This is a genomic window from Mannheimia sp. USDA-ARS-USMARC-1261 (assembly GCF_000521605.1).
Taxonomy (GTDB): Bacteria; Pseudomonadota; Gammaproteobacteria; order Enterobacterales; family Pasteurellaceae; genus Mannheimia; species Mannheimia indoligenes.
Map to the genome: position 1 here is coordinate 1,638,708 of NZ_CP006942.1, position 23,777 is coordinate 1,662,484.

A 23,777-nucleotide genomic window follows, 5' to 3' on the forward strand; every position below is an offset into this window, starting at 1 on the left:
GACAAGCGGTTGAATTTTATAAAAATTTTGCAAAAAATGTGTACATTCAACCGCTTGAAAGTTAAAAATGTCTATCGTGAATACGCAAATCAGGGCGAGTAATCACATAAATTATCAGAGCGGTAATTGCCCCTAAGGTATCGGCTAACATATCTTTTTGAGCATCCCAAATATCGCCTTGCGAGCCTAAAAATTCAATACCTGCATTGCCACCTTCTATCACCGCATATTGCCACTCAATAATTTCATAGGCTGCCGCCACCGACATTATAAAAAATAGCGAGAAAAAGAGGGCAACGCCAAAGGTACATTTACGTTTACGCAATAACCATTCTGCCATTGGGTAGCTATAAAAACCGATAATATAATGTGCCACACGGTCAAAATGGTTACGTTCTTCCCCTAAAAATTGTGTTAGAAATTGATTCGCCCAATCAAACGGCACATTGGCAAAAGTATATTTTGCCCCAATTAAATGCATAATTAACCAAAGCGACATTAGAAAATAAGCTAAGCCGCTAAACTGAAATTTTGGGTAAGTGATAATCAGCAAGCCGAATACGACAAAAATGGGGGCAACTTCCGCATACCATACCGCTCTATCTGTTGGATTAAAACCAGACCAAACAGCAATAACGGTAATAACTATAGCTAAAAACAGCGGAATGATATGCGAACGTGAATCCATTATTTCCATCCTTTTACTTTGCAGATGAGATCATAGGCGGATTGAATTTGTTGGGCTTTTTCTTTCGCTAATTCCATCATTTCATCAGGTAAACCTTTTGCTGCTAATTTATCCGGGTGATGTTCGTTCATTAGCTTGCGGTAAGCTCGCTTAACCGTATTTTGATCGTCTTGTGCCGTTACACCTAACACAGTATAAGCCGCTTCAATACTCGGTTTTGCCGGCTGTTGATAACCATATCCACCACCTTGAGAACTGTAGCCACTTTGCGACTGCTGATGATAGCTTCCACCTTGTTGGTAATAGCCCCCGGTGCGGAATTGTTGAGCTGCCATAATCATCGCGATCATTTGCTCAAATTGGAAACGAGACATTCCCATTGTTTCTGCAATCGTAAAGAGAATTTGTTGTTCGTTTGCATCCAATTCGCCATCTTGCAACGCCGCTTGCATTTGTACTTCAACAAAGAAACGCAGTAAATCGGTTCTTGCACCACAGGCTTCACGAAACTCTTGAATAACTTGACGCAATGGGAAATTAGGCTCTTTACCTAAAGTGAAAGCCTCTTGAGCCAATTGTTGAGCTGCACCGTCTAATTTTAGGCGAGCCATTAATGCACGGGCTAATTCAATATCGGCTTCGGTTACACGACCTTTGGCTTTCGCAATATGTCCTAAGACTGCAAAGGTAGTTTGAGTGAAAAGCGATTGGCGAGTAAGGTTTTTACCAAAAGTACTTGAGCGTACTGTGCCTAAGGCATAGAGTTTTTTATCTGCCAAATGCCCAATAAATGCCCCTAATAGCCCACCAAATAGACCGTGAAAAATTTGGTAACCCAAAATAAAGCCAATTATTTTTCCAATAAATTGCATTTTTTATCCTTTTCGTAAACTAAGTGGTGCTATTCTAACAAAATTTATGGCAAAGATTAATGATTTCACTTTGCTTGCTTTTTCGTTAAAACGAACATAAACCAACTTGCTATAAAAATAATTGCATAACCTAGCCAGCTCCACACATCAGGGTATTGCTCAAAAAGTAGTGCTCCTAAAACCGCACTAAAGATTACTGATGCGTAGCTATAGATTGAGATATCTTTAGCAGCTGCGTATTTATATGCTGTAGTTACACAAAACTGTCCAACTGCTGACGCGATGCCCGCTAGAATTAAGTACACTAATTGCATAGAAGTCAGTGGTACATAATCAATGGCGACAAAAGGTAATAATATCAAGGTCGAGAACGCAGAAAAAAAGAAAACAATGGTATTTGGCGATTCTAATTTTTCTGTTTTTGACAATAATCTCAAACATAAGTAGGCAATCGCGGCAAAAACAGAGCCAATAATACCAATTAAATAAGGGATAAATTGAATATCAAATGCAGGTTTAATAATAAAAAGTGCACCAATAAAGGCAACAATACATAAGAGCCACTGTGCTATAGAAGCTTTTTCTTTCAAAAAGATAGCAGATAGAATAATCAAAATAAAAGAAGTTAGCTTGCCAATCATATCTACATCACTTAATACGAGATGATCTATGATATAAACACCAACTAAAATACCGATTAGACCAGTAACCGAACGACAAAGTAACAAAAGCCGATTTTCTTTATGCCCGAAGAATAATTGACGATTTTTCCAAACAATATAGCCGCTTATTAATGCCGTAATACTATTACGGAAAATGGCTTTTTCAGCTACAGGCAATTCACCAGATAAGCGAAGAAATACTGCCATAGTAGCAAAGCTTAATGCCAATAAAAGTACACAAAATATAGCTTTAAATAACGGAGATAAGGCATTCCAGAAATTCATAATATAGATATTTAAAAAAAGAAAGCCCTGATTATTCAGGGCTTCATTTTAGAATCAACTAAGAATTAGTATTCTAATACTGCACGACGGTTTTTCGCGTAGTCAGATTCAGAATGACCTAATACAGCTGGTTTCTCTTCACCGTAAGAAACAGTTGAAGTATTGTTAGCACCTTTAGCTGCTAAGTAACCTTTAACTGCATCTGCACGACGTTGACCTAATGCGATGTTGTACTCTGGAGTACCACGCTCATCCGCGTGACCAGCAATAGTTACGTTACCTTGAGTTTTAGCTAATAATTGAGCGTGAGCGTCTAATAATTGACGGTATTCACCTTCAACTGCATAGCTATCAAAACCAAAGTATACTGTGTTGTATTGTGCTTTTAATTGCTCAGCTGTTAAACCACCGAATTCGCCTGCTGCATTCGCTGCTGCGTTTGCATTTGCGTTTGCTGCTGCATCATCAGATGAGCTGCTACATGCTGCTAATGCGAAAGCTGGTACTGCTACCATTAAAACTTTAGCAAATTTTTTCATTTGTTGCTCCTAATTAGAGAAATATTATTATTTAGTTAAGTATGGGGACCACGCAGGGAATTTATAATGTCCGCCTGCTCCCGGCAAATTAGCTTTAAAACGCCCATCTGCGGATACCAATTGTAGCACTTTACTCGTACCTTTGGTAGAGCTATAAATAACCATAATGCCATTTGGTGAAATACTTGGACTTTCGTCTAAGAAAGTTGAACTCAGTACTTCCGTGCCACCTGAAGCGAGATCGCGTTTCACAACTCTATCACCGGCAATCATGATTAGATTCTTACCATCAGATGATACTTTAGCATTGTAGCTACCACTACCCCCCATTGGGCTTGCACCGCCACCTGATGAACTCATTCTATACACTTGTGGAGAACCGGCACGGTCAGAAGTGAAGTAGATTGTACTCCCGTCTGGAGACCAGCTCGGCTCAGTATTATTTCCTGCATTTGCAGTTAATTTGCTTGGTGTTCCACCGTTGCTACCCACCACATAAATATTTAACTCACCATCTTGGTTAGAAGCAAATGCAATACGAGAACCGTCTGGTGAGAATGCCGGTGCACCGTTATGCCCTTTTAATGCAGCTACAACACGGCGAGAACCTGAACGGATATCGTGCACAACAACCTGTGCTTTTTTGTTCTCAAAGGTAACATAGGCTAATTTGCTACCATCCGGAGACCATTCTGGAGACATTAATGGCTCTTTACTTGTTGTAATAGTGAAAGCGTTGAAGCCATCATAATCCGATACACGTAATTCATAAGATGATACGCCACGTTGTACTACATAAGCAATTTTCGTTCTAAATGCACCACGAATTTGAGTTAATTTTTCAAATACTTGATCACTTACTGTGTGAGCACCTTGACGGATTTGTGCTGCTGGCACAATGAATGAGCCTTGAGCAATTACACCACCTGCAGTCCCTGAAGTCCCTAGCGTATCAATTAATTGATAAGCTACGTTATAACCGCCGCCAGTGCTACTTACTTGTCCTACAACAATATTATCAATCCCAATAGCACTCCATTGATCTGCTACTACTTCTCCAGCAGAACCCGGTTGTGCAGGCATTTGAGAACGTTCAAGCGGTGTAAATTTACCACTATTTCGCAAATCGTCAGAAATAATCTGTGCCACATCAGCAGGCACGCCACTTGCTTTAAACGGCACAACCGCAATCGGTTGAGCCATACTTACACCTTCATCAATAGAAATTCGAACATCAGAATCTGCCATCACTTGGCTTGTAACCAATGTAGAAACTATCGCTATTACACTCGATATACGAGAGAATAATTTCATTTTTAACCCTCTAAAGTTATTTAACTTTTAAACTAAAATCAAGCGTTGGAGATTTAAACATATTATAGACTGCATCTGATGGTGCAGGCGGCACTTTTCTGGTTGCCACAATTGCACTTACCGCTGCATCACACACTGCTTTATCGCCACTAACTACTTGATAATTAGTAATTGTACCATCTCGACTTAAGAAAATCTTAACATCGCATTGTTTTCCTGCAAAGCTTGGATCAACACGATATTTAGATTGAATTAATTTCTTAATTCGCTGACCGTATGCATTACCATCGACATTCGCACCTTGACCAAGACCACTTGTACCGCCTGATCCTTGAGAACCCGATGAGTTTTTATTACCGCCTTTGCTTGAACCACCGCCAATGTCGCCACCATCTAGGAAATCGTCAAGTGCTTTGTTATTCTTCGCTTGAGCAGCTTTTGCTTCAGCAGCGGCTTTTGCTTTAGCCTCTTTCTCTGCTTTTTCTTTAGCTTCTTTTTCAGCTTTTGCTTTGGCTTCTTTTTCTGCTTTTTCTTTAGCTTCTTTTTCGGCTTTCGCTTTAGCCTCTTTCTCAGCTTTTTCCTTAGCTTCTTTCTCTGCTTTTTCCTTAGCTTCTTTCTCTGCTTTTTCCTTAGCTTGTTTCTCTTTTAGCTCTTTCTGCTCTTGTAATTTCTTTTCAGCTTCAGCTTTTTTTTGTTGCTCAAGTTTCTTCTCTTGGGCTTCTTTCGCTTTTCTTTCTTCTTCAGCTTGTTTAGCAGCAGCTTCCAAACGCTTAGCTTCTGCATCTGCTTTTAATTTTGCTGCTTCAGCTGCTTTTTTACGTGTAGCCTCTTCGGCTGCTTGTTGCTTTTTAATTTCTTCTTGTTTCGCTTGCTCTTGCTTTTGCTGTTCTTGAAGTTTTTGCTGCTCTTGCAACTTTTGCTGACGTTGCTTTTCTTGAATTGCCGCTAATTCAGCTTTCTTTTGTTGCTCAATTTCTTCCGGAGTTGGCTTTTCTTCCGCTTCTTCAACAGTTTCTTCAGGCTCTTCTCTAGGCTCTACCGTTGGCTTAGCTGGTTTAGAGCCCTTTTTCTCCGCCATCAATTGCCCATATTCCGCCGCCACTTGCCCGGTATCAACCATTACGGCTTCGAAGCTGTCGCTATCACCGCCACTACCTCCAGCCGCTGCTAATTCCGTTTTGGTGAAAAGAGACCCAAGCAATAATAATCCAATCAATAATATATGTAATAAGATCGAAATAATAACTGCAAGCTCTAGTCTATCTTGTTGAGATTTCACACGTTATCCTTGCTGATTATTTGCCTTCAGTCATTAAACCCACTGATTTAACCCCTGCATCTTTAAGTAATGTGATACCTTTCATAATTTCTTCATAAGGTACAACTTTATCACCGGCAACTAAAAATAATGTATTATTATCTTTTTGAAATTGCTCTCCGGCATAAGCGATCACTTCTGCTTCAGAAATATTATCTTGCCCATTACTTTGCACATAGTTACCATCAATTTTTAATTTATATGCCCCCACACCCGCCACTTCTAAAATAACAGGCGTTTTATCTTCATTTGATACAGATTGACTATGTGTATCTTCAGGTAAATTAACTTCCACACTTTGACTGATAATAGGTGCTGTTGCCATAAAAATAAGCAATAGTACTAACAATACGTCTAGGAATGGAACAATATTAATTTCCGATTTAATGTCATTACGTTTTACACGACGAATCGACATATTTCCCTCTTTTAAGATGCTTTTGCATCTATCATTAATTTATATAACGTAACACTTTTAGCTACGCATTATTACTTTACAAGCGGTCGATTTTTTTACTGAATTTTGCAAATTTTTATCAAAAAGAGACCGCTTGATACTATCTTTTTGAAAAGGCTTGACGATGTAATAAGGTCGTAAATTCATCAATGAAATTCACATAACCTTGTTCTACTTTACCTAAACGTAAGTTTAAACGGTTATATGCCATAACTGCTGGAATTGCCGCAAATAGACCAATCGCGGTTGCAATTAATGCTTCTGCAATACCCGGTGCAACAGATTGTAAGGTTGCTTGTTTAACTGCACTTAACCCCATAAATGAGTGCATAATTCCCCATACTGTACCAAATAAGCCAATATATGGGCTAATTGAACCTACTGTGCCTAAAAACGGGATGTAGTTTTCTAGGCTTTCCATTTCACGGTTTAACGCCAAATTCATTGCACGAGTTGAACCTTGAATGATAGATTCAGGTGCATCAGGATTTGCTTGTTGTAAGCGGTTAAATTCTTTAAATCCAACATAGAAAATTTGTTCTGAGCCTGTTAAAGCATCACGACGGTTTTCTAAACCTTGATGTAAGCGGTTTAAATCTTCGCCAGACCAAAAACGATCTTCAAACGTCAATGAGTCTTTTCTCGCTTTTGTTAATACCTTACTACGCTGGATAATAACCGCCCAAGATAAAATTGAAAATACAACAAGGATCAACATTACGATCTTGACCACAATACTTGCTTCTAAAAACAACGATAGAAGGCTAAATTCAGTTTGCATTAATAAAACTCCGAATAGTTTTTAAATAGAAAAATTAATTTTTTGTAATGCTTGACGAATATCATCAGGAATTGCAACAGGTTTCATTTTAACGAGATCAACACTGGCAACTGTTACAGTTGCCTCACTTAAGCAGATATCTTGTTTCCACAAGGTTTGCTTAAACACCAAAGTAGCTTTTTTAAACTCTGAAATGGTTGTTTCTACGTTTAATAAATCATCTAAACGTGCAGGTAGCTTATAGTCTATCTCAATTTTTTTCACGACAAAAGCGAGAGATTTTGCAAAAAGTGCCTGCTGAGAAAAATTGTATTGCCTTAAAAATTCCGTTCTAGCTCGCTCGAAAAAATTAAGATAGTTAGCGTGATAAACTACCCCACCAGCATCAGTATCTTCGTAATAAACCCGAATCGGAAAATGCATACTTTTTCCTCTTTCTTCAAAATGAAAAAACGCCCAAAATTTAGGCGGAAAATTGATTGCTATTGTAGAGATAGACAAATCGTTGTGCAAGTATATTTTGAGTTTAATCGTAAAAATATTTTTTACCTATCAAAAACAAATAGAGGCATTAAAAATGCCTCTATTTCATTAATAAAATACATAAAGATGGAATGACAATAAGATAACCTACTATCGGTAAAAAAATTGCTTTCCAAATCGTTGAACGAATTTCAAATCCAACCCCGTGTATCCACAAAATTGCCATACCATAAAAGATGAGCATCACTAAATACGGTGTTTTTCCTCCAAAAGTAAGAGCAAAAGCGGTCGAATTTAGTAAAATTATTGCAAATAATGCGGTGGCTAAAATAAAAGAAAGGGCTTTTAACAAGCCCTTTGCTGTTAAGTTATAAAGAGTATTAATCATTACTCGTCAAACTTACCTGTTTTTTCAATGCTGATGGTGATTACTGTTGCAAAGAAAATTGCAAGCATTACACCTAACACCCAAGTTACATAAAACATAATGCACTCTCCTATTAGTAAGCTGATTTATTGTGTTCTAAGTAACTCGCATCTAAGCGACCATACATTTTGATGTATGACCAAATAGTATAGCCTAATACTGTTGGAACGAAGATACACGCTACTACTAACATTACTGTTAATGTTGTTTGACTTGCGGTTGCATCCCACATCGTTAAACTCATATTAGGATGAGTAATTGATGGCATTACAAATGGGAACATTGAAACTGCCGCCGTTGTAATTACCCCAACAATCATAATAGATGATGAGAAGAACGCAAAGCCGGAACGATTTGCTCTTGATGCAACGATAGTAAGCAATGCACCAATTACCGCTAATGCCGGAATGATCCATAATACAGGCATTGCCGCATAATTTCTGAACCAAGCACCTGTTTCAACTGCTACTGTTTTATTAGTAAATACAGATTGTGCATTGTGATCAATTTGGCTTGTTACTACAAAACCATCTTTGAAATATAACCATACACCTGCAAGAACAAAAGCAACTAATACAACTGCTGCTGTAACTTGTGCTACTTTTCTTGAATTATTATGGAGCTCATCTGTGGTTTTCATTTGTAACCAAGTTGCACCCTGTGTTGTTAGCATCATTAAACTAATCACACCACATAATAATGCAAATGGATTTAATAAACCAAAGAATGTACCTGTGTATTGTGATTGGTTAATGCTGTTAAATTCAAATGGTACACCTTGTAATAAGTTACCAAATGCAACACCGAATACTAATGATGGTACAAATCCACCGATTAATAGTCCCCAGTCCCAAGCATTACGCCATTTCGGACTATCAATTTTGGCACGATACTCAAAACCAACAGGGCGGAAAAATAACGCTGCTAATACGAGCACCATTGCAATATAGAAACCTGAGAACGAGGTTGCATATACTGTAGGCCACGCTGCAAATAATGCACCGCCAGCGGTTAATAACCACACTTGGTTACCATCCCAGTGAGGAGCAACTGTGTTGATCATAATACGGCGTTCAACATTACTCTTACCAATCACAGGTAAAAGGTTTAATACGCCCATAGTAAAGCCATCAGTAATGGCGAAACCAATTAATAATACTATGATTAAAATCCACCAAATAAAGCGGAGAAATTCATAATCGAGCATTTTTAACTCCTATTATTTAGCTGATTGTTCAAAGTAGTAACGACCTGTTTTTAATGCACTTGGTCCAAGTCGTCCGTATTTAAACATTAAGTACATTTCTATGATTAAGAACAGTGTATATAAACCACATAACAAGCCGATCGTAAACCATAAATCGCCTGTTGTTAATGCAGAGTTTGCTACACCAACAGGTAACATCTCATAGATAGCCCACGGCTGACGACCATACTCAGCTAAGAACCAACCAGATTCAATTGCGATCCACGGTAATGGGATACCACATAATAACGTTCTTAATAGGAAACGACTTTGCCCTACTCTACCACGCATATTTTGAACAAACGCAGCAATGATCAATACCAACATAATCACACCTGAAAGCATCATCACACGGAATGCCCAGAAAGTAGGACCTACATTTGGAATAGTATTATCCGCTGCTTTTTGGATTTGCTCTTCTGTTGCATCAACTACATTGTCTGTATATTGTTTTAACAATAAGCCAAAACCTAAATCTTTTTGCACTGCTTTAAAGGCTTCTTTATCTGCTTCTGTATAGTTACCAGAACGTAATTTTTCTAGTAAACCGTAAGCAACAATACCGTTACGAACACGTTGTTCATTGATTACACGGATATCTTTTAAGCCTGTAATTTCAGTATCTAAAGAACGCGTTGCAATAATACCGGCGGCATAAGGAATATGAATTGAGAATTCATTTTTCATTTCTGCTGTATTTGGAATAACAAATGCATTCCACGCAGCCGGAGCAGGTTGAGTTTCAAATTCACCTTCCATTGCAGCTAATTTTGTTGGCTGAGCTTTACCGATTTCATAACCGGACTCATCGCCCATAATTAATACTGCAATGATCGATAATAAACCAAAACTTGCACCTACAGAGAATGAACGTTTAGCAAATCCTAAATCACGACCTTTTAAGATGTAGTATGCACTAATACCTAATACGAAAATAGAACCACAAACATAACCTGCTGTTACAGTATGTAAAAATTTAGATTGCGTAACCGGATTTAGTAACAATTCAGAGAAGCTTGAAAGTTCCATACGCATTGTTTCAAAGTTAAACTCTGAAGCAACCGGATTTTGCATCCAACCATTAGCTACTAAAATCCACAATGCAGATAAGTTAGAACCAAATGCAACACAGTAAGTCGTTAATAAGTGTTTAGCTTTTGATAAACGTTCCCAACCAAAGAAGAACAAGCCCACAAATGTAGATTCTAAGAAGAATGCCATTAAGCCTTCAATCGCTAATGGAGCACCAAAGATATCACCTACATAATGAGAGTAATATGACCAGTTCATACCAAACTGGAATTCCATTGTAATACCAGTTGTTACACCTAGAGCAAAGTTAATACCAAATAACTTACCCCAGAATTTAGTCATATCTTTATATACTTCTTTACCCGTAGTTACATAAAGTGTTTCCATCACAACAAGTACGAAAGAAAGACCTAATGTAAGCGGTACGAATAAGAAGTGATAGAGTGCAGTTAAAGCAAACTGCAAACGTGAGAGTTCAACTACGTCTAACATCTCAAACCTCTTATTTATTAATATAATAATTTGACAAATAGATTACCGAAAAGTAATCGCCCACAAATTTTCACTCAATTCTAACAATAACCCAAATTGGTTAAATTTATAATAAAGTGTCGGAAAGTATTCTACCTGTAAATAACCAATTAAAAAATAGTAATTTTGTTATATTCGTCACAAAATTGGTTTATTTATGTAATAAATTCTATATAACCCACTAAATAACTAGGTTATAACAAACAAATTTATAACAAATAATTTACCATTTTAATATATGGATCTTTTGGCAAAAAAGATCCACTTAATAGATGACTTTTATTTAAACTTCTGCTAGTATCGGCTGGCTTTATATTTAATAATAAGCAAAACATTGAATTTATTAACACTTAATGTGTGGAGAACGCATGCTTAAAAGAATTTTAGGAGTTACACTTTGTGCAGTACTGGTTTCCGCTACTGCAATTGCGAATGTGAAAACTTCATCACTTACAGTTGCAAAACCTACTTTAAGTAAAACATTACCAACTGAATGTGAGAAAATGTTTAACACCGCAAATAAATTAGTTTCTGATGCAGAAAAACAGCCGGGTACTCATACTCAATTGGTTAAAATGAAAAATAAACTTTCTTCAACAAAGCAACAGATCCTTAAAATGGATACTGTTTTACAACAAAAAAGTTGTGAGAAAGGTTTAACCGCATTAAATAACCTAAGGCAAAAACATCAATAAGAAAAAGCCAAGCTAGAATAGCTTGGTTTTTTATTACAAACTTTTCTACAAAAATGACCGCTTGTAGTTCTAATAAATAAAATAAAAGCTACTGAGTTTGATCTGCACCCCAAAAGTTGGACTAAACCACCAACTGATTAAGGTGCAGATTTTTTATAACTAAATACAACCAATCTTTCAAACAACAAGTGATCGAATTTTATCTTCAAAACGGGAAAAATCGATCGCTCCCCCGTCAGCATTTTCAGCTTGCCAGAACAACATTAGAGCGTTGGATTCACCAATATAATCGTAATGGTCTCAATGGGTTAGCTGTTTTAGGTAAAAAGCGGATTTACTCACCCGAATTTAAATTATCCGTTGTACAAGCGGTCAAAAACGGACAATTTTCTGCAAGAAACGCTTGCTTTCATTTTGGGATTGCCAATTCAGGTATCATCAGTCAATGGTTGCAAGCTTTTGATAAACAGGGTATAAACGGTTTATTTCCCAAACTCAAAGGTCGTCCGACAATGAAACCGAAATACCCGAAAATGCCACCCCCACCCCAAACCGAAAAAGAACGCTTGCGTTATCGCATTTTAGAATTGGAAGCGGAGGTCGCTATCCTAAAAAAGTTGCAGGAACTCAACCAAGAAAAAATGCGGAAAAGGCAGGTCTCGTAAAAAGGTTGCGAAATCACTTTCCGCTTGAAATGCTATTGCCACTTATCGGTTTAAAACGCAGCACTTATTTTTATCATCTTGCCGATAAAGTGGATAAAAATGCTATGATTGAGCAAAAAATTGCTGAGATTTATCACGAAAATAAGGGGAATTACGGTTATCGCCGTATCACGTTAATGCTGAGAAAAATTTGGACGATTAACCACAAAAAAGTCCAAGCGATAATGCAAAAATTGGGTTTGAAGGGAAAATGCAAACGCCGGAAATATCGCTCGTATCAAGGGGAAGTGGGTAAGATTGCGGACAATCTGTTGGGACGCAATTTCCAAACCACCAAGCCAAATGAGAAATGGGTTACCGATATCACGGAATTTAAATGTGCGAAAGGCAAGCTCTATTTATCGCCAATTAAGGATTTATTCAATGGTGAAATTATCGCCTATGATTTAGCAGAAAGTCCCAATTTTGAGCAGATTAGCCGAATGATGAGCCAAGCTGTCGCAAGGCTTAACGGTGCAAAACCGATACTGCATTCTGACCAAAGTTGGCAATACCAGATGGCAGGTTTTAGGGAAATTTGTCGAAAAAACGGCATTACGCCAAGTAGGTCAAGAAAGGGAAACTGCTTGGATAATGGGGCGATGGAAAGTTTTTTCGGGCGGCTCAAAACGGAATGTTATTTTGGCAAGCGGTTTGATACCTTTGCCGAGCTTGAGCAGACGATTCACGACTACATTCATTACTACAACAATGAGCGTATTCAAGTGAAACTAAAAGGACTCAGCCCTGTGGAATACAGAACTCAGTCCTTGAATTAAATGAGTCTAACTTTTTGGGGTCAGATCACTTAGGAATCTCTTTTTTATTTCTACATTGAAGAATAAAAAAATCCCCAAACAAAAATGTTTGGGGATAACCTAAAAAAATAAAAAAGTATTTCTACTTTTACTTAACCAAGGAAATATCTATGAAAACAGTAAGGAATCTTTCATTATGATGGCGGTGAGAGAGGGATTCGAACCCTCGATACAGTTTCCCATATACACGCTTTCCAGGCGTGCTCCTTCAACCACTCGGACATCTCACCAAATCAACAAAAAGATAGTATAAATATAGCAATATTACGACTTTATTTCAAGTATTTTCTTCACAAAATAAATTAAATCAAATTTTGAACGGATTACTGCCCAATACCTAAACAATTTGGCGATTTTGGCACAATTCCACCAATTTCAGCCCACTCACTTTGTGTGTATAAATGGAGAGCCAATGCGTGAACGCCATTTTCCAATTCTTCCGCCAAACAAGCGTAAACTGCCTGATGACGGGCAACGGCTCTTTTCCCTTCAAATTTGTCAGATACCAATGTCAGTTTAAAATGGGATTCAGCCCCCCTACCAGAACTGTGCATATAGCTTTCATTTTCAATATTCAACACAATTGGCGAAAATTCGTTGTTTATTTTATTAATAATTGTTTGTTCTACTAACATTTTTATTCTCTTTCATTGAAAATTAAGGCTAAATAATACTATACTAGTGAAAATTTTTCTCATAATTTATTAAACAGAAGGATTTATTATGAAATTATCTAAAAAAACCTTAGTTTTAGCGACAACCTTTGCAGCAGCTTTATTAGCAGGTTGTCAAAGCCAATCAAATACTTTAACTTTTGCAACACCAACCCCAACTGCGGTATTTAACACCAACAATCAAACTGCTGCGGTAAATGTGATGACACAAGATTTACGCACCTCACGCGAAATTGCAAGCTACACTAAAAACGGTGAATTAATTCGTTTAACCGCTGTGCCGGAAGTGGCTGCAATGTTCCAACAAGCAGTACAGCAAGACCTTAACGCAAAAGGCTTCCAAATTGTGCAAGGTGCAGCAAATGCAAATGTTACTGTGAATATTCGTAAATTCTTCGCAACAGTTGAGCAAGGCAATTTACGCTATAAAGCTGATGCACAAGTTGGTGTTGAAGTTACTGTTCAAGGTTCAAGAGGCAACTTCAGCAAAAACTTCAACGCAACACGTGGTTATGAAGGAGCATTTGGTGCAAACAACGATGAAATCAAAAAAGTGCTAGACCAAGCCTATTCTGATGTTGTTAAAGCAATTTATAACGATAACGAAATCGCAGCAGCAATTCATCAATTCAAGTAATTGATATTGAATTCATCTTACAAGCGGTTAAATTTGCTCAGTTTTTTGCAAAAAATTGAAAAAATTTAACCGCTTGTTGTTTTCTATTTTGTGATGTTGCTCGAAAAATCAGAGAAATTTGCTTGATTAAACGATTAGTAAAGTCCAAAATGTAGAAATCTTGAAAGGAGGAAAATATGAACAATCCTTATCATAATGTTAGCGAAGAATATCTTGAGTATCTCGCTAAAAAAATACAGCAAGGCAAGGAAGATATTAAAAATGGTCGAGTTTACTCACCTAAAGAGGTAAGAGCAAAAGTCATTGCAGCCGCTTTTATGGGTGCTGAGAATGCCAAAAAAGTCGCATAATATCCATTATACGCAAGAAGCCTTAACGGATTTAGAGAATATTGCTATTTCTGTTAGTGAATTTACTGGCTATGCCAGTAGTGGCATTCGGTTACTAGAAGAATTGGAAAATAGTATTAGTAATTTAGCAATTTTTCCGACTATGGGCGTAAAAGGTGTAATACCTGATACGAGAGAACTATACTACAATGGCTATAGAATAGTATATGAAGTGAATGCGAACGAAATTTCCATTATTACTATTTTGCATTGTTCAAGACTTTATCCTTAATAAATTTTTACTTAAGATAAGGCAGATAATCTAAGCTGATTAATCTGCCTTTGATGTATTTTAAATAGATATAAAATGAGAATCCCAAGAATTTACCACCCAGAACTATTAGCTAATCAGCAAAGTTGTATTTTAAGTGAAGATGCATTTAATCACGTTGGGCGTGTGCTACGAATGAAAGAAGGCGAGCAGATTATTTTGTTTGATGGCTCGAACCATATTTTTCACGCCACATTACAAGCGGTCGAAAAACGCCAAATTATTGCAAAAATTGATTCAAGTGAATTAGACGATAGAGAGTCTAATTTGCCTATTCATTTAGGGCAAGTGATCTCCAGAGGAGATAGAATGGAATTTACCATTCAAAAATCAGTGGAATTGGGTGTAAAAATTATTACCCCACTTTGGTCTGAGCGTTGCGGCGTAAAGCTCAATGATGAACGACAAGATAAAAAACTACAACAATGGCAAAAAATTGCGATTGCTGCGTGCGAGCAATGCGGACGAAATGAAATTCCTGAAATTCGCCCGATTATGAAGCTCACCGATTGGTGCAAAGAGCAAGATGAAATGCTAAAACTTAACCTGCATCCAAGAGCCAAATATACCATTCGTGAACTGCCAAATGTACCAAGTGCAGGAGTACGCTTATTAATTGGCTCAGAAGGCGGATTATCGGCAGAAGAAGTTGCGATGACAGAAAGCGAAGGCTTTACCGAAGTATTGTTAGGCAAACGAGTATTACGCACAGAAACTGCCTCACTTGCCGCCATTACTGCCCTACAAGTGTGTTTTGGAGATATTTAATGCTAGAAAATTTACAAGGCAAATTTCTGATTGCCACCCCAGAAATGGACGATGATTATTTTGAACGTACCGTTATCTATATTTGTGAGCATAATCAGCAAGGGGCGATGGGGGTTGTAATTAACACGCCAACTGATCTTTCTGTACTTGAATTGCTTACCCGTATGGATTTCCAAATGGCAAAGCAGCGTGATTATAATAAAGATCAAATGGTGCTCAGCGGAGGACCGGTTAATCAAGACAGGGGCTTTATCATTCACACCAAAACAGAAAATGATTTTATTCACACTTATCCGATCACGGATAGAATCACACTCACAACTTCAGGCGATGTGTTAGACTCTTTCGGTACTCCCGAATCGCCGGAAAAATTTATTGTTTGCTTAGGCTGCTCAACGTGGCGAACCAACCAACTGGAGCAAGAAATTGCACAAAATTATTGGATTGTGTCTGAAGCAAATGAAAAAACATTATTTGAAACCGGCTATTTAGATCGCTGGGCAGAAGCCTATGAAATGATGGGGCTTTCAGGTATACCAGCCAGAGCAGGGAGAGCTTAATGTCCGAAACCGTTATTGCCTTCGATTTCGGCACAAATAGCATTGGTTGTGCTGTTGGTCAAAGTATTACCGGCACGGCTCAAGGCTTGAATTCATTTAAAGCCCGAGACGGTATTCCAAAATGGGAAGAAATTGGTAAACTGTTGCAAGAATGGAAGCCCGATATTTTAGTTGTCGGCTTACCATTAAATATGGACGGAACAGAACAGCCTTTAACCCAAAGAGCCCGAAAATTCGCTAACCGCTTAAACGGACGTTTTAATTTGCCTGTTGAGTTACAAGATGAACGTTTAACCACCGTTGAAGCCAAAGCGGAAATTTTTTCTCGTGGTGGCTACAAAGCATTAAAAAAGGATAAAGTGGACTCCATTTCCGCTTGTTTAATTTTAGAAAGCTGGTTTGAAAATCGGTAATTTGCAAAAAATTAACGATTTTCGACCGCTTGTAAAAGGATATTTATGATACTTTCATCTAGCCGTAGTTTAGTTTCTATCGCTGCAATCATTATTATTTTAGCCGGTATTAAATTGTCTAGTGAGATTGTAGTGCCATTTCTACTCGCACTTTTCATTGCGATTATTTGCTCGCCAATGATTAATTTTATGACGAAGCGGAAAATTCCGCTATGGTTAGCAATTACACTCTTGCTGATAGTGATTCTGTTAGGTTTTACCTTTTTTGCAGGCATTATTAATAGCTCATTGCAAGAGTTTACCGGCTCAATACCGCAATATAAAACGCAGCTCTCAACCAGAGTTCGTGCCCTTTTGGAATTTGCACAGCAGTGGAATTTACCAATTCATATTTCACAGGAAGAACTGATGAGCAAATTTGACCCAAGCTCCATTATGAATTTTGTCAGTTCGCTATTGGTGGGGCTTTCCGGTACATTATCAAATATTTTTGTGGTCTTTTTAATCGTCATTTTTATGCTAATGGAAATGCCTGTAGCGAAATATAAACTGGCTTTAGCATTGAGTGAAGATGATGATTTACGCAATGAAAAAGAGTACATTAACCAAGTATTAGAAGGCGTAATCGGTTATTTAGGCGTAAAAACCTTTGTTAGTCTTCTTACCGGTATTTTTGTATGGATTTTATTAACATCGTTAGATGTCCAATACGCTATTTTATGGGCAATGTTTAGCTTCTTACTTAACTATGTTCCAAATATCGGTTCAATTTTGGCAGGCATTCCTATTGTTATTCAAGCCCTCATATTAAATGGCTTTTCAATCGGGCTAGGAACATTAATCGGTATGGTTGCCATTAATATGGTTATCGGTAATGCCTTAGAGCCTCGTTTAATGGGTAAAAAGCTAGGACTTTCAACTCTAGTGGTATTCCTTTCACTTCTGTTTTGGGGCTGGTTGCTCGGAGCGGTGGGAATGTTGCTTTCTGTTCCTTTAACAATGGCGTGTAAAGTAGCGTTAGAATCAAATAAAGACACAAGAAAATATGCCGTATTATTCAGTGATTTAGAAGAAGTGCCAAGAGGCAAAAAATATCACTAAATAACTTGACGAGCGAAAAAGAGTTGCTAGAATTTGGCAACTCTTTTTTATTTCACAAACTGAAATAAATCAGATTGTTCGGATGAAGGTAGCTGGAGAGAAATGAATTAACATTTCACCGACGAGGTAAACTCTTTCAGGTGCAACTAAGTTGCGAGGACTGTTACTGGACGAACCCTTGGAGAGAGCTGATGAAAAATCAGCCGCCGAAGGCGAAAATGCAGCAATGTGTGAAACGCTCAGGCAAAAGGACAGGGGAGAAAAGTTATACAATACAAGCGGTTGTTTTTTGCTGATTTTTTGCTGATTTTTTGCAAAAAATTTCCGTTTTTTAACCGCTTGTTCTAGCATTCCTTTTCTTTCCTTGTAAGTTATTTTTACGAGGAACATTTAATGTCAATCGACACCATTCTTAATCAAATCAATAGTTTTATTTGGGGTCCGCCGCTTCTGATTTTAATTTCAGGCGTGGGGATTTATCTCACTCTTGCCTTAAAAGGCATTCAATTAAGCCAACTTGGGCGAGCGTTCGTTTATATGTTCAAACCTGAAAAAGGGAAAGGGCAATCGGGAGACATCTCAGCTTTTGCCGCCCTTGCTACTGCCCTTGCAGCGACTATCGGTACAGGGAATATTGTTGGCGTTGCCACCGCAATTCATTCGGGCGGACCAGGTGCATTATTTTGGATGTGGCTCATCGCCCTATTCGGTATGGCAACTAAATACGCCGAAGGCTTGCTTGCGATTAAATATCGTACTAAAGATAAAGCAGGCTTTGTTGCCGGCGGACCAATGTACTATATCGAATTAGGTATGGGTAAAAAATGGCGTTGGCTCGCTAAAGCCTTTGCTTTTTTCGGAGTATTAGTGGCGTTACTCGGTATTGGCACTTTCCCACAAGTAAATGGGATTACGCACGCCTTAGAAAGTACCTTCGATGTGCCAATTCTCTTTAGTGCTATTATTTTAACGCTGATTGTAACTGCAATTATTCTTGGCGGTGTAAAACGTATTTCTAAAATTGCAACCATTGTTGTGCCGTTTATGGCTATCGCTTATGTTGTTGCTTCACTGTGTGTGATTATTCTCAACGCCGAAAAAGTACCACAAGCTATCGCTACTATTGTTCACGCTGCCTTTAATCCGCAAGCAGCATTAGGTGGAGCATTTGGTTTTACGGTAATGCAAGCCATTCAGCTGGGTGTAGCACGCGGTATTTTCTCGAATGAATCAGGCTTAGGCTCAGCCCCGATTGCCGCCGCTGCTGCTCAAACCAAAGAACCTGTGAGACAGGGCTTAATTTCAATGACAGGCACATTTTTAGATACTATCATTGTTTGTACAATGACAGGCTTGGTTATTATTATTTCAGGTGCTTGGACAGGTGATATTAAAGGTGCAGCTCTCACTACCACTGCCTTTACTCAAGGCTTAGACAGCTCATTTGGTGCAATTATTGTAACAGTTGGCTTAGTTTTCTTCGCATTCACCACTATTTTAGGCTGGTGTTATTATGGTGAACGTTGTTTTGTCTATTTAACACGTGGACGAACCCAATACATCAAGCTCTATCGCATTTTATTTATTGCGTTAATTGCCGCTGCCCCATTTTTACAACTCAATACTATCTGGACAATTGCCGATATTGTAAACGGTTTAATGGCATTCCCAAATCTCATTGCAATTATTGCTTTACGCAAAGTAATTATTAGCGAAACCAAAGATTTCTTTGCTCGCCTTAAAAAAGGCGAAACAGAATAAAAACTGATAGAATATAGGGCAATTTAGCCCTATATTTTTATTTATGAAATTTTTATACACCTTTATTTTTTACCTATTGTTTTCAATTAGTTATGCAAATGAGCGACAAATCAATTGCAAAGTGGTGGGAATTAGCGATGGCGACACCCTAAGTTGCTTAGTAAACAAAGCACCGCTCAAAGTGAGATTGATACATATTGATGCACCTGAACAATCCCAGCCTTATGGAAATAGAGCTAAACAAGCTCTGGCTCAGTTAGTATTTAAACAAAACATTACTGCCGTGATTTCAGGCTACGATCGCTATCAACGCTTACTTGCTACCCTCTATTTAAACGGTAAAAACATCAACTTAGCCTTAGTAGAAAACGGTATGGCGTGGGCTTATACCACAAAGCGAGAGTACATTGAGGCACAAAATCAAGCAAAACACGCCAAAATCGGCTTATGGCAGGACAAATTCCCCATCAATCCAAGCCAATGGCGAAAAGAGCATACATCAGCCTTACCACAAGCGGTCAAAAAACCGGGAAATATTGCAAATCCACCACAAGCAATTAACTGCAAAATTAAATTAAGCTGCAACCAAATCGGCAATTACGAACAAGCAAAACACTACTTCCAACAATGCGGTTGGAAAGCGTTAGATGGTAATAATGACGGCATTCCGTGTAATAAACTGTATCGGAAAGCTCAGCAAAATAGATATTAATTTAACATTCATTCAAAGAAATAATTCTATCTGCTGATTGAATTGTAGATTGTCTATGAGCAATAATAATCCTTGTTATATTCATTTGTGAAATCGCTTGATTAACAAACTTCTCATTTTCTTCATATAAATGGCTGGTTGCTTCGTCTATCAAGAGAATTTTAGGCTTTTTATATAAAGCTCTAGCAATAAATAATCGTTGTCTTTGTCCGCCGACTTTTCGAAATATTTACTTCATCGTCGCTGGAATGCCCTACTTTTAATCATTTCTCATAATGCTTTACTAAATCAGCATAGTCATTCCTCGTTTTTTCAATTTCAACTAAATAAGCCTGCTTATCTTGATAAATTTTTTGACTGATATGCAATAGCTTCTTGTCTAAACACATAACTAAGCTTCCTATATAAATCCACATATAGATTCATATACAGCTTAATATTAATTAACATTTAATTATATAAAAATAACGAATATATCATTGCTATTCTTTTCTAAAAAAATACCAAATAAATAAAACACAAAAAAACATTACATCATAAACAATCTCACTAAAACCAAATGGTAGCAATGGATAAATAAAATTAGAAACCATAAAATAAATAAAACCAATAAAAACCACCATTAAAATACTCATAACAACACCTCACTATAAAAAACAATCATACTTCCTATACTGAATTCCATTTCAAACGAAAACAAAATAACAACTTCATTATAATAGCCACATAAAATAACAATACATCCTCTATATACTGACTTACTGATTTAAATCATATAGACCAAAATCCCCATTTTTATTAATGTTTTCATTCTATCCAGTGCATCTGGAATTTGCTTCTCTATACTTTTAATAAAGGTATCAAATACAGGATCAAAACTCAATTTACCTACTACCAAACCAGCAAAAATTGGCATACCAAGAATTGGTATATTTGTTCTCTTTATATGTAATGAATTCCGGACTACTACAAGCTAAGAGTAATATAGATAAGATTACACTATGTCTACTAACAATATTCGTATTCACTATACTTTCATTTTTAATGTTCATTTCATAGTCTCCCCATTTCTTCTAACATTCTTCCTATACATAAGAAAAGAGTTCACAATCATAAATAAAGCAATCAATACGAAAATCATAAAAAAGCCCACCATAGCTAAATCGCTAGGAACGTCAGAAAGGTCAAACTGTGCTATGATATAGTTCAAAGCTAGAGAGAACAGATAATAGAATAATATGATTTTCAAATAATTGAGTAAGTTATTTTTCATCTACAATACCTCAACTCAGAAAAAACGCATCTACAAAATAACATTCATTCTCATTTAAGGCAAATTATATGCGTAACCAACAATTTCGTACCTATTTTCCCTTTTTCACCCAAGCTGACGGTTGGACTTATTTAGACTCCGCCGCTACAACGCTAAAACCTGATGTTTTGATTCAAGCAACCAGCGAATTTTACGCCTCTGCCGGTTCGGTACATCGCAGTCAGTACGATTTGCCGCAAACCGAGCAATATGAGCTGGCTCGTGATTTGGTAATGAAACGTTTTAATGTGGAAGCCCGTGAAGCAGTGATTTGGACGAGCGGCACAACTCAAAGCATTAATACTGTGGCTTATGGCTTGGAGCATCAAATTGCAGAAGGTGATGAAATTGTGATTTCAGTAGCGGAACATCACGCTAATTTTATTCCTTGGCAACAGTTGGCACAGCGTACAGGAGCGAAACTCGTGGTGTTGCCACTTAATGATAAGTATGAAATTGAGCTTGAAACCCTTAAAAATGCGTTATCGGAAAAAACCAAAATTGTTGCATTTAATTTAGTTTCTAACGTAACAGGAGTTCGCCAGCCAGCGGAACAAATAATCCCGCTTATCCGCCAATCTTGCTCTGCTAAAATTGTGTTAGATATTGCTCAAGCTGTATGTTGTGAGCAAGTGGATGTGCAAAAACTTGATGCCGATTTCTACACTTTTTCCGCCCATAAAATGTATGGTCCAAACGGAGTGGGCGTGCTGACCGGTAAATTGCAAAGTTTGGAGCAAATTCGACCGCTTGTATTCGGTGGCAAAATGCTGAAAAACGTTACTGAAAGTGAACTAACTGTAGCAGATTTGCCTTACCGGTTGGAAGCAGGCACGCCAAATATTGTAGGTATTATTGGTTTTGGACAAGTTTTGGCTTGGTTAGAGAAATGGAATTTTACAGAACTTAATCAACAACTTTATACGTTAGCAGAATACACCCGCAAGCGGTTAAATTCTTATCAACATTTGCAAATTATCGGACAACAAAATACACCGACTATTAGTTTTGTGGTTAAAGATCAACACCCTGCCGATATTGCCGCTTTTTTGACCCAGAGTAAAATCGCTATTCGACACGGCGAACATTGTGCTAAGCCTTATTTGCGTTATTTGCAAGAAAGCGGCACACTTCGCCTTTCGTTGGCTCATTACAATACAAAAGAGGATATTGAGCATTTTTTCAACGCCTTAAATTTTGCACTCGAAATTTTGCAAGAAAGCTAAGCTAAATCAAAAAATACATATTTTTTAGTAGAACGAAAAGGCTGAATATTGTAATCTTTACACTAGTTTCTATTTTAAATTTAATTTATCAAAAAGGTGTTTTTAGATGAGTAAAAAAATCAAGAAAATTGCGATTTTAACCAGCGGTGGCGATGCACCGGGTATGAATGCCGCTATTCGTGGTGTGGTGCGTGCAGCATTAAATGAAGGATTAGCAGTTTGTGGCGTTCAAGATGGTTATTCAGGGCTTTATCACGATAAAGTGATTCCACTAGACAGACGCTCTGTATCAGAAACTATCAATCGTGGCGGTACATTCTTAGGTTCAGCACGCTTTCCTGAATTCAAACGCCCTGAAGTACGTAAAAAATGCGTAGAAACATTAAAAAAATATGATATTGATGCGTTAGTTGTTATTGGTGGCGATGGCTCTTATATGGGAGCGAAGTTATTAACTGAGGAATTTGGTTATCCGTGTATCGGTATTCCGGGCACGATTGATAATGATATCGTAGGTACTGATTATACTATCGGCTATCAAACTGCGTTAGAAACCGCTTTAGAAGCAATTGACCGTTTACGTGATACATCAAGTTCTCACCAACGTATTTCTATTGTTGAAATAATGGGTCGCCATTGTGGTGATTTAACCATTAGTGCAGCCTTAGCCGGCGGTTGTGAATATGTGATCGTGCCGGAAAAAGGACTAGACAAAGAATCTTTAATGAATAGTATTTCTGATGGTTTCCAAAAAGGTAAACGCCATTCTATCATTGCAATTACTGAGTTAATGACTGATGTTCACGAATTAGCAAAAGAGATTGAAGAGCGTTTCGGACACGAAACTCGTGCAACTGTGTTAGGTCATACCCAACGTGGTGGTGCACCTTGTGCATTTGACCGTATTTTAGCCTCTCGTATGGGCGTTTATGCGGTGGAATTATTATTACAAGGTTTTGGCGGACACTGTGTCGGTATTCAAAACGAGCAGTTAGTTCATCACGATATTATTGATGCAATTAATAATATGCGTCGTCCGTTTAAAGAAGAATTATACGAGACCTCTAGAAAATTATTCTAGGATTTCTTAAAATTTAAAGG

General features: G+C 37.6%; 30 protein-coding genes, 1 tRNA gene and 1 riboswitch. Of the genes, 13 read left to right on the forward strand and 18 right to left on the reverse strand.

The window, feature by feature from the left end; all coding sequences use genetic code 11:
* Positions 1-61: 61 nt before the first annotated feature.
* The 13 genes from X781_RS07820 to X781_RS07875 form a co-directional block, all read right to left on the reverse strand.
* The gene (locus tag X781_RS07820; RefSeq protein WP_025236332.1) at positions 62-688 is read right to left on the reverse strand and encodes a DUF2238 domain-containing protein; all 627 of its coding nucleotides are present in this window, start codon (positions 686-688) and stop codon (positions 62-64) included.
* A complete protein-coding gene (gene djlA, locus X781_RS07825; RefSeq protein WP_025236333.1) occupies positions 688-1,560 on the reverse strand; it encodes a co-chaperone DjlA in 873 nt (290 codons plus the stop codon). The genes X781_RS07820 and djlA overlap by 1 nt, the downstream gene beginning before the upstream one ends.
* Before the next feature lie 65 nt (positions 1,561-1,625).
* Positions 1,626-2,510: a DMT family transporter gene (locus tag X781_RS07830; protein WP_025236334.1), complete on the reverse strand. Its 885-nt coding sequence runs from the start codon at positions 2,508-2,510 to the stop codon at positions 1,626-1,628.
* A gap of 62 nt (positions 2,511-2,572) precedes the next feature.
* On the reverse strand, positions 2,573-3,046 hold the full coding sequence (locus X781_RS07835; RefSeq protein ID WP_025236335.1) for an OmpA family protein: 474 nt from the start codon (positions 3,044-3,046) through the stop codon (positions 2,573-2,575).
* A 27-nt stretch (positions 3,047-3,073) separates the two neighbouring features.
* Positions 3,074-4,360 (reverse strand): Tol-Pal system beta propeller repeat protein TolB, encoded by a 1,287-nt coding sequence (gene tolB, locus X781_RS07840; RefSeq protein ID WP_025236336.1) that lies wholly within the window; start codon positions 4,358-4,360, stop codon positions 3,074-3,076.
* A gap of 16 nt (positions 4,361-4,376) precedes the next feature.
* Positions 4,377-5,639, reverse strand: a complete 1,263-nt coding sequence (tolA, locus tag X781_RS07845; RefSeq protein WP_025236337.1) for a cell envelope integrity protein TolA — start codon at positions 5,637-5,639, stop codon at positions 4,377-4,379.
* A 16-nt stretch (positions 5,640-5,655) separates the two neighbouring features.
* The gene (gene tolR / locus X781_RS07850; protein WP_025236338.1) at positions 5,656-6,096 is read right to left on the reverse strand and encodes a colicin uptake protein TolR; all 441 of its coding nucleotides are present in this window, start codon (positions 6,094-6,096) and stop codon (positions 5,656-5,658) included.
* A 139-nt stretch (positions 6,097-6,235) separates the two neighbouring features.
* Positions 6,236-6,916 carry a protein TolQ gene (gene tolQ / locus X781_RS07855; RefSeq protein ID WP_025236339.1) on the reverse strand — a complete coding sequence of 227 codons (681 nt, stop codon included), beginning with the start codon at positions 6,914-6,916 and terminating at the stop codon, positions 6,236-6,238.
* A gap of 21 nt (positions 6,917-6,937) precedes the next feature.
* Complete coding sequence (gene ybgC, locus X781_RS07860) at positions 6,938-7,339, reverse strand: tol-pal system-associated acyl-CoA thioesterase (RefSeq protein WP_025236340.1); 402 nt, start codon at positions 7,337-7,339, stop codon at positions 6,938-6,940.
* 160 nt (positions 7,340-7,499) lie between these two features.
* Positions 7,500-7,787, reverse strand: a complete 288-nt coding sequence (gene ybgE, locus X781_RS07865; RefSeq protein ID WP_025236341.1) for a cyd operon protein YbgE — start codon at positions 7,785-7,787, stop codon at positions 7,500-7,502.
* Positions 7,787-7,885 carry a cytochrome bd oxidase small subunit, CydX/CbdX family gene (locus X781_RS12050; protein ID WP_080686558.1) on the reverse strand — a complete coding sequence of 33 codons (99 nt, stop codon included), beginning with the start codon at positions 7,883-7,885 and terminating at the stop codon, positions 7,787-7,789. Before X781_RS12050 ends, ybgE begins: the two co-directional genes overlap by 1 nt.
* 14 nt (positions 7,886-7,899) lie before the next feature.
* Entirely contained in the window at positions 7,900-9,033 is a 1,134-nt protein-coding gene (cydB, locus tag X781_RS07870) for a cytochrome d ubiquinol oxidase subunit II (protein ID WP_025236342.1), read from the reverse strand.
* A 12-nt stretch (positions 9,034-9,045) separates the two neighbouring features.
* Positions 9,046-10,596 (reverse strand): cytochrome ubiquinol oxidase subunit I, encoded by a 1,551-nt coding sequence (locus X781_RS07875; protein WP_025236343.1) that lies wholly within the window; start codon positions 10,594-10,596, stop codon positions 9,046-9,048.
* Positions 10,597-11,003: 407 nt separating this feature from the next.
* Here X781_RS07875 and X781_RS07880 point away from each other — a divergent pair, with 407 nt between their 5' ends.
* Together X781_RS07880 and X781_RS12055 are read left to right on the forward strand one after the other, a co-directional pair.
* Positions 11,004-11,330: a DUF5339 domain-containing protein gene (locus X781_RS07880; protein ID WP_025236344.1), complete on the forward strand. Its 327-nt coding sequence runs from the start codon at positions 11,004-11,006 to the stop codon at positions 11,328-11,330.
* Between the two features lie 155 nt (positions 11,331-11,485).
* Positions 11,486-12,813, forward strand: a protein-coding gene (locus X781_RS12055; protein WP_144084208.1) for an IS3 family transposase whose coding sequence is annotated in 2 segments (ribosomal slippage) — positions 11,486-11,939 and positions 11,939-12,813 — 1,329 coding nt in all. Because the reading frame shifts where the segments join, the coding sequence is not laid out codon by codon here.
* Positions 12,814-12,992: 179 nt separating this feature from the next.
* Here the strand turns inward: X781_RS12055 and X781_RS07895 are convergent.
* Together X781_RS07895 and X781_RS07900 are read right to left on the reverse strand one after the other, a co-directional pair.
* Positions 12,993-13,082 (reverse strand) — tRNA-Ser (locus X781_RS07895).
* A gap of 93 nt (positions 13,083-13,175) precedes the next feature.
* On the reverse strand, positions 13,176-13,487 hold the full coding sequence (locus X781_RS07900) for a BolA family protein (RefSeq protein WP_025236347.1): 312 nt from the start codon (positions 13,485-13,487) through the stop codon (positions 13,176-13,178).
* Positions 13,488-13,575: 88 nt separating this feature from the next.
* Between X781_RS07900 and X781_RS07905 the strand changes: the two genes are divergently transcribed.
* The 9 genes from X781_RS07905 (at position 13,576) to X781_RS07945 (ending at position 20,138) form a co-directional block, all read left to right on the forward strand.
* A complete protein-coding gene (locus X781_RS07905; protein ID WP_025236348.1) occupies positions 13,576-14,163 on the forward strand; it encodes a YajG family lipoprotein in 588 nt (195 codons plus the stop codon).
* A gap of 176 nt (positions 14,164-14,339) precedes the next feature.
* On the forward strand, positions 14,340-14,513 hold the full coding sequence (locus X781_RS12415) for a hypothetical protein (protein ID WP_200865310.1): 174 nt from the start codon (positions 14,340-14,342) through the stop codon (positions 14,511-14,513).
* Complete coding sequence (locus X781_RS07910) at positions 14,494-14,784, forward strand: type II toxin-antitoxin system RelE/ParE family toxin (RefSeq protein ID WP_025236349.1); 291 nt, start codon at positions 14,494-14,496, stop codon at positions 14,782-14,784. Before X781_RS12415 ends, X781_RS07910 begins: the two co-directional genes overlap by 20 nt.
* A 75-nt stretch (positions 14,785-14,859) precedes the next feature.
* Entirely contained in the window at positions 14,860-15,591 is a 732-nt protein-coding gene (gene rsmE, locus X781_RS07915) for a 16S rRNA (uracil(1498)-N(3))-methyltransferase (protein WP_025236350.1), read from the forward strand.
* The gene (locus X781_RS07920) at positions 15,591-16,151 is read left to right on the forward strand and encodes a YqgE/AlgH family protein (protein ID WP_025236351.1); all 561 of its coding nucleotides are present in this window, start codon (positions 15,591-15,593) and stop codon (positions 16,149-16,151) included. The genes rsmE and X781_RS07920 overlap by 1 nt, the downstream gene beginning before the upstream one ends.
* The gene (ruvX, locus tag X781_RS07925; RefSeq protein WP_025236352.1) at positions 16,151-16,564 is read left to right on the forward strand and encodes a Holliday junction resolvase RuvX; all 414 of its coding nucleotides are present in this window, start codon (positions 16,151-16,153) and stop codon (positions 16,562-16,564) included. The genes X781_RS07920 and ruvX overlap by 1 nt, the downstream gene beginning before the upstream one ends.
* A 45-nt stretch (positions 16,565-16,609) precedes the next feature.
* On the forward strand, positions 16,610-17,665 hold the full coding sequence (locus X781_RS07930; RefSeq protein ID WP_025236353.1) for an AI-2E family transporter: 1,056 nt from the start codon (positions 16,610-16,612) through the stop codon (positions 17,663-17,665).
* A gap of 168 nt (positions 17,666-17,833) precedes the next feature.
* Positions 17,834-17,930: riboswitch (glycine riboswitch) on the forward strand.
* Between the two features lie 128 nt (positions 17,931-18,058).
* Positions 18,059-19,426 carry an alanine/glycine:cation symporter family protein gene (locus tag X781_RS07940; protein ID WP_025236355.1) on the forward strand — a complete coding sequence of 456 codons (1,368 nt, stop codon included), beginning with the start codon at positions 18,059-18,061 and terminating at the stop codon, positions 19,424-19,426.
* A gap of 43 nt (positions 19,427-19,469) precedes the next feature.
* On the forward strand, positions 19,470-20,138 hold the full coding sequence (locus X781_RS07945; RefSeq protein ID WP_025236356.1) for a thermonuclease family protein: 669 nt from the start codon (positions 19,470-19,472) through the stop codon (positions 20,136-20,138).
* A 1-nt stretch (position 20,139) separates the two neighbouring features.
* On the opposite strand, the gene X781_RS12635 is transcribed toward X781_RS07945, so the two are convergent.
* The 3 genes from X781_RS12635 to X781_RS12330 form a co-directional block, all read right to left on the reverse strand.
* The gene (locus X781_RS12635) at positions 20,140-20,367 is read right to left on the reverse strand and encodes an ATP-binding cassette domain-containing protein (protein ID WP_081732110.1); all 228 of its coding nucleotides are present in this window, start codon (positions 20,365-20,367) and stop codon (positions 20,140-20,142) included.
* A 253-nt stretch (positions 20,368-20,620) separates the two neighbouring features.
* Positions 20,621-20,773: a hypothetical protein gene (locus X781_RS12325; RefSeq protein WP_158497213.1), complete on the reverse strand. Its 153-nt coding sequence runs from the start codon at positions 20,771-20,773 to the stop codon at positions 20,621-20,623.
* Between the two features lie 131 nt (positions 20,774-20,904).
* Positions 20,905-21,054 carry a hypothetical protein gene (locus X781_RS12330; protein WP_158497214.1) on the reverse strand — a complete coding sequence of 50 codons (150 nt, stop codon included), beginning with the start codon at positions 21,052-21,054 and terminating at the stop codon, positions 20,905-20,907.
* 425 nt (positions 21,055-21,479) lie between these two features.
* Between X781_RS12330 and X781_RS07955 the strand changes: the two genes are divergently transcribed.
* Together X781_RS07955 and pfkA are read left to right on the forward strand one after the other, a co-directional pair.
* A complete protein-coding gene (locus X781_RS07955; RefSeq protein WP_025236358.1) occupies positions 21,480-22,676 on the forward strand; it encodes an aminotransferase class V-fold PLP-dependent enzyme in 1,197 nt (398 codons plus the stop codon).
* 106 nt (positions 22,677-22,782) lie between these two features.
* Positions 22,783-23,757 (forward strand): 6-phosphofructokinase, encoded by a 975-nt coding sequence (pfkA, locus tag X781_RS07960; protein WP_025236359.1) that lies wholly within the window; start codon positions 22,783-22,785, stop codon positions 23,755-23,757.
* The last annotated feature ends 20 nt before the right edge of the window (positions 23,758-23,777 follow it).

What these genes read in the sequence shown, in the direction of transcription:
- X781_RS07820 (WP_025236332.1), bottom strand. Translation starts at nt 688, where the DNA reads ATGGATTCACGTTCGCATATCATTCCGCTGTTTTTAGCTATAGTTATT.
- djlA (WP_025236333.1), bottom strand. Translation starts at nt 1,560, where the DNA reads ATGCAATTTATTGGAAAAATAATTGGCTTTATTTTGGGTTACCAAATT.
- X781_RS07835 (WP_025236335.1), bottom strand. Translation starts at nt 3,046, where the DNA reads ATGAAAAAATTTGCTAAAGTTTTAATGGTAGCAGTACCAGCTTTCGCA.
- tolB (WP_025236336.1), bottom strand. Translation starts at nt 4,360, where the DNA reads ATGAAATTATTCTCTCGTATATCGAGTGTAATAGCGATAGTTTCTACA.
- tolR (WP_025236338.1), bottom strand. Translation starts at nt 6,096, where the DNA reads ATGTCGATTCGTCGTGTAAAACGTAATGACATTAAATCGGAAATTAAT.
- tolQ (WP_025236339.1), bottom strand. Translation starts at nt 6,916, where the DNA reads ATGCAAACTGAATTTAGCCTTCTATCGTTGTTTTTAGAAGCAAGTATT.
- ybgC (WP_025236340.1), bottom strand. Translation starts at nt 7,339, where the DNA reads ATGCATTTTCCGATTCGGGTTTATTACGAAGATACTGATGCTGGTGGG.
- ybgE (WP_025236341.1), bottom strand. Translation starts at nt 7,787, where the DNA reads ATGATTAATACTCTTTATAACTTAACAGCAAAGGGCTTGTTAAAAGCC.
- X781_RS12050 (WP_080686558.1), bottom strand. Translation starts at nt 7,885, where the DNA reads ATGTTTTATGTAACTTGGGTGTTAGGTGTAATGCTTGCAATTTTCTTT.
- cydB (WP_025236342.1), bottom strand. Translation starts at nt 9,033, where the DNA reads ATGCTCGATTATGAATTTCTCCGCTTTATTTGGTGGATTTTAATCATA.
- X781_RS07875 (WP_025236343.1), bottom strand. Translation starts at nt 10,596, where the DNA reads ATGTTAGACGTAGTTGAACTCTCACGTTTGCAGTTTGCTTTAACTGCA.
- X781_RS07880 (WP_025236344.1), top strand. Translation starts at nt 11,004, where the DNA reads ATGCTTAAAAGAATTTTAGGAGTTACACTTTGTGCAGTACTGGTTTCC.
- X781_RS07900 (WP_025236347.1), bottom strand. Translation starts at nt 13,487, where the DNA reads ATGTTAGTAGAACAAACAATTATTAATAAAATAAACAACGAATTTTCG.
- X781_RS07905 (WP_025236348.1), top strand. Translation starts at nt 13,576, where the DNA reads ATGAAATTATCTAAAAAAACCTTAGTTTTAGCGACAACCTTTGCAGCA.
- X781_RS12415 (WP_200865310.1), top strand. Translation starts at nt 14,340, where the DNA reads ATGAACAATCCTTATCATAATGTTAGCGAAGAATATCTTGAGTATCTC.
- X781_RS07910 (WP_025236349.1), top strand. Translation starts at nt 14,494, where the DNA reads ATGCCAAAAAAGTCGCATAATATCCATTATACGCAAGAAGCCTTAACG.
- rsmE (WP_025236350.1), top strand. Translation starts at nt 14,860, where the DNA reads ATGAGAATCCCAAGAATTTACCACCCAGAACTATTAGCTAATCAGCAA.
- X781_RS07920 (WP_025236351.1), top strand. Translation starts at nt 15,591, where the DNA reads ATGCTAGAAAATTTACAAGGCAAATTTCTGATTGCCACCCCAGAAATG.
- ruvX (WP_025236352.1), top strand. Translation starts at nt 16,151, where the DNA reads ATGTCCGAAACCGTTATTGCCTTCGATTTCGGCACAAATAGCATTGGT.
- X781_RS07930 (WP_025236353.1), top strand. Translation starts at nt 16,610, where the DNA reads ATGATACTTTCATCTAGCCGTAGTTTAGTTTCTATCGCTGCAATCATT.
- X781_RS07940 (WP_025236355.1), top strand. Translation starts at nt 18,059, where the DNA reads ATGTCAATCGACACCATTCTTAATCAAATCAATAGTTTTATTTGGGGT.
- X781_RS07945 (WP_025236356.1), top strand. Translation starts at nt 19,470, where the DNA reads ATGAAATTTTTATACACCTTTATTTTTTACCTATTGTTTTCAATTAGT.
- X781_RS12325 (WP_158497213.1), bottom strand. Translation starts at nt 20,773, where the DNA reads ATGAGTATTTTAATGGTGGTTTTTATTGGTTTTATTTATTTTATGGTT.
- X781_RS12330 (WP_158497214.1), bottom strand. Translation starts at nt 21,054, where the DNA reads ATGCCAATTTTTGCTGGTTTGGTAGTAGGTAAATTGAGTTTTGATCCT.
- X781_RS07955 (WP_025236358.1), top strand. Translation starts at nt 21,480, where the DNA reads ATGCGTAACCAACAATTTCGTACCTATTTTCCCTTTTTCACCCAAGCT.
- pfkA (WP_025236359.1), top strand. Translation starts at nt 22,783, where the DNA reads ATGAGTAAAAAAATCAAGAAAATTGCGATTTTAACCAGCGGTGGCGAT.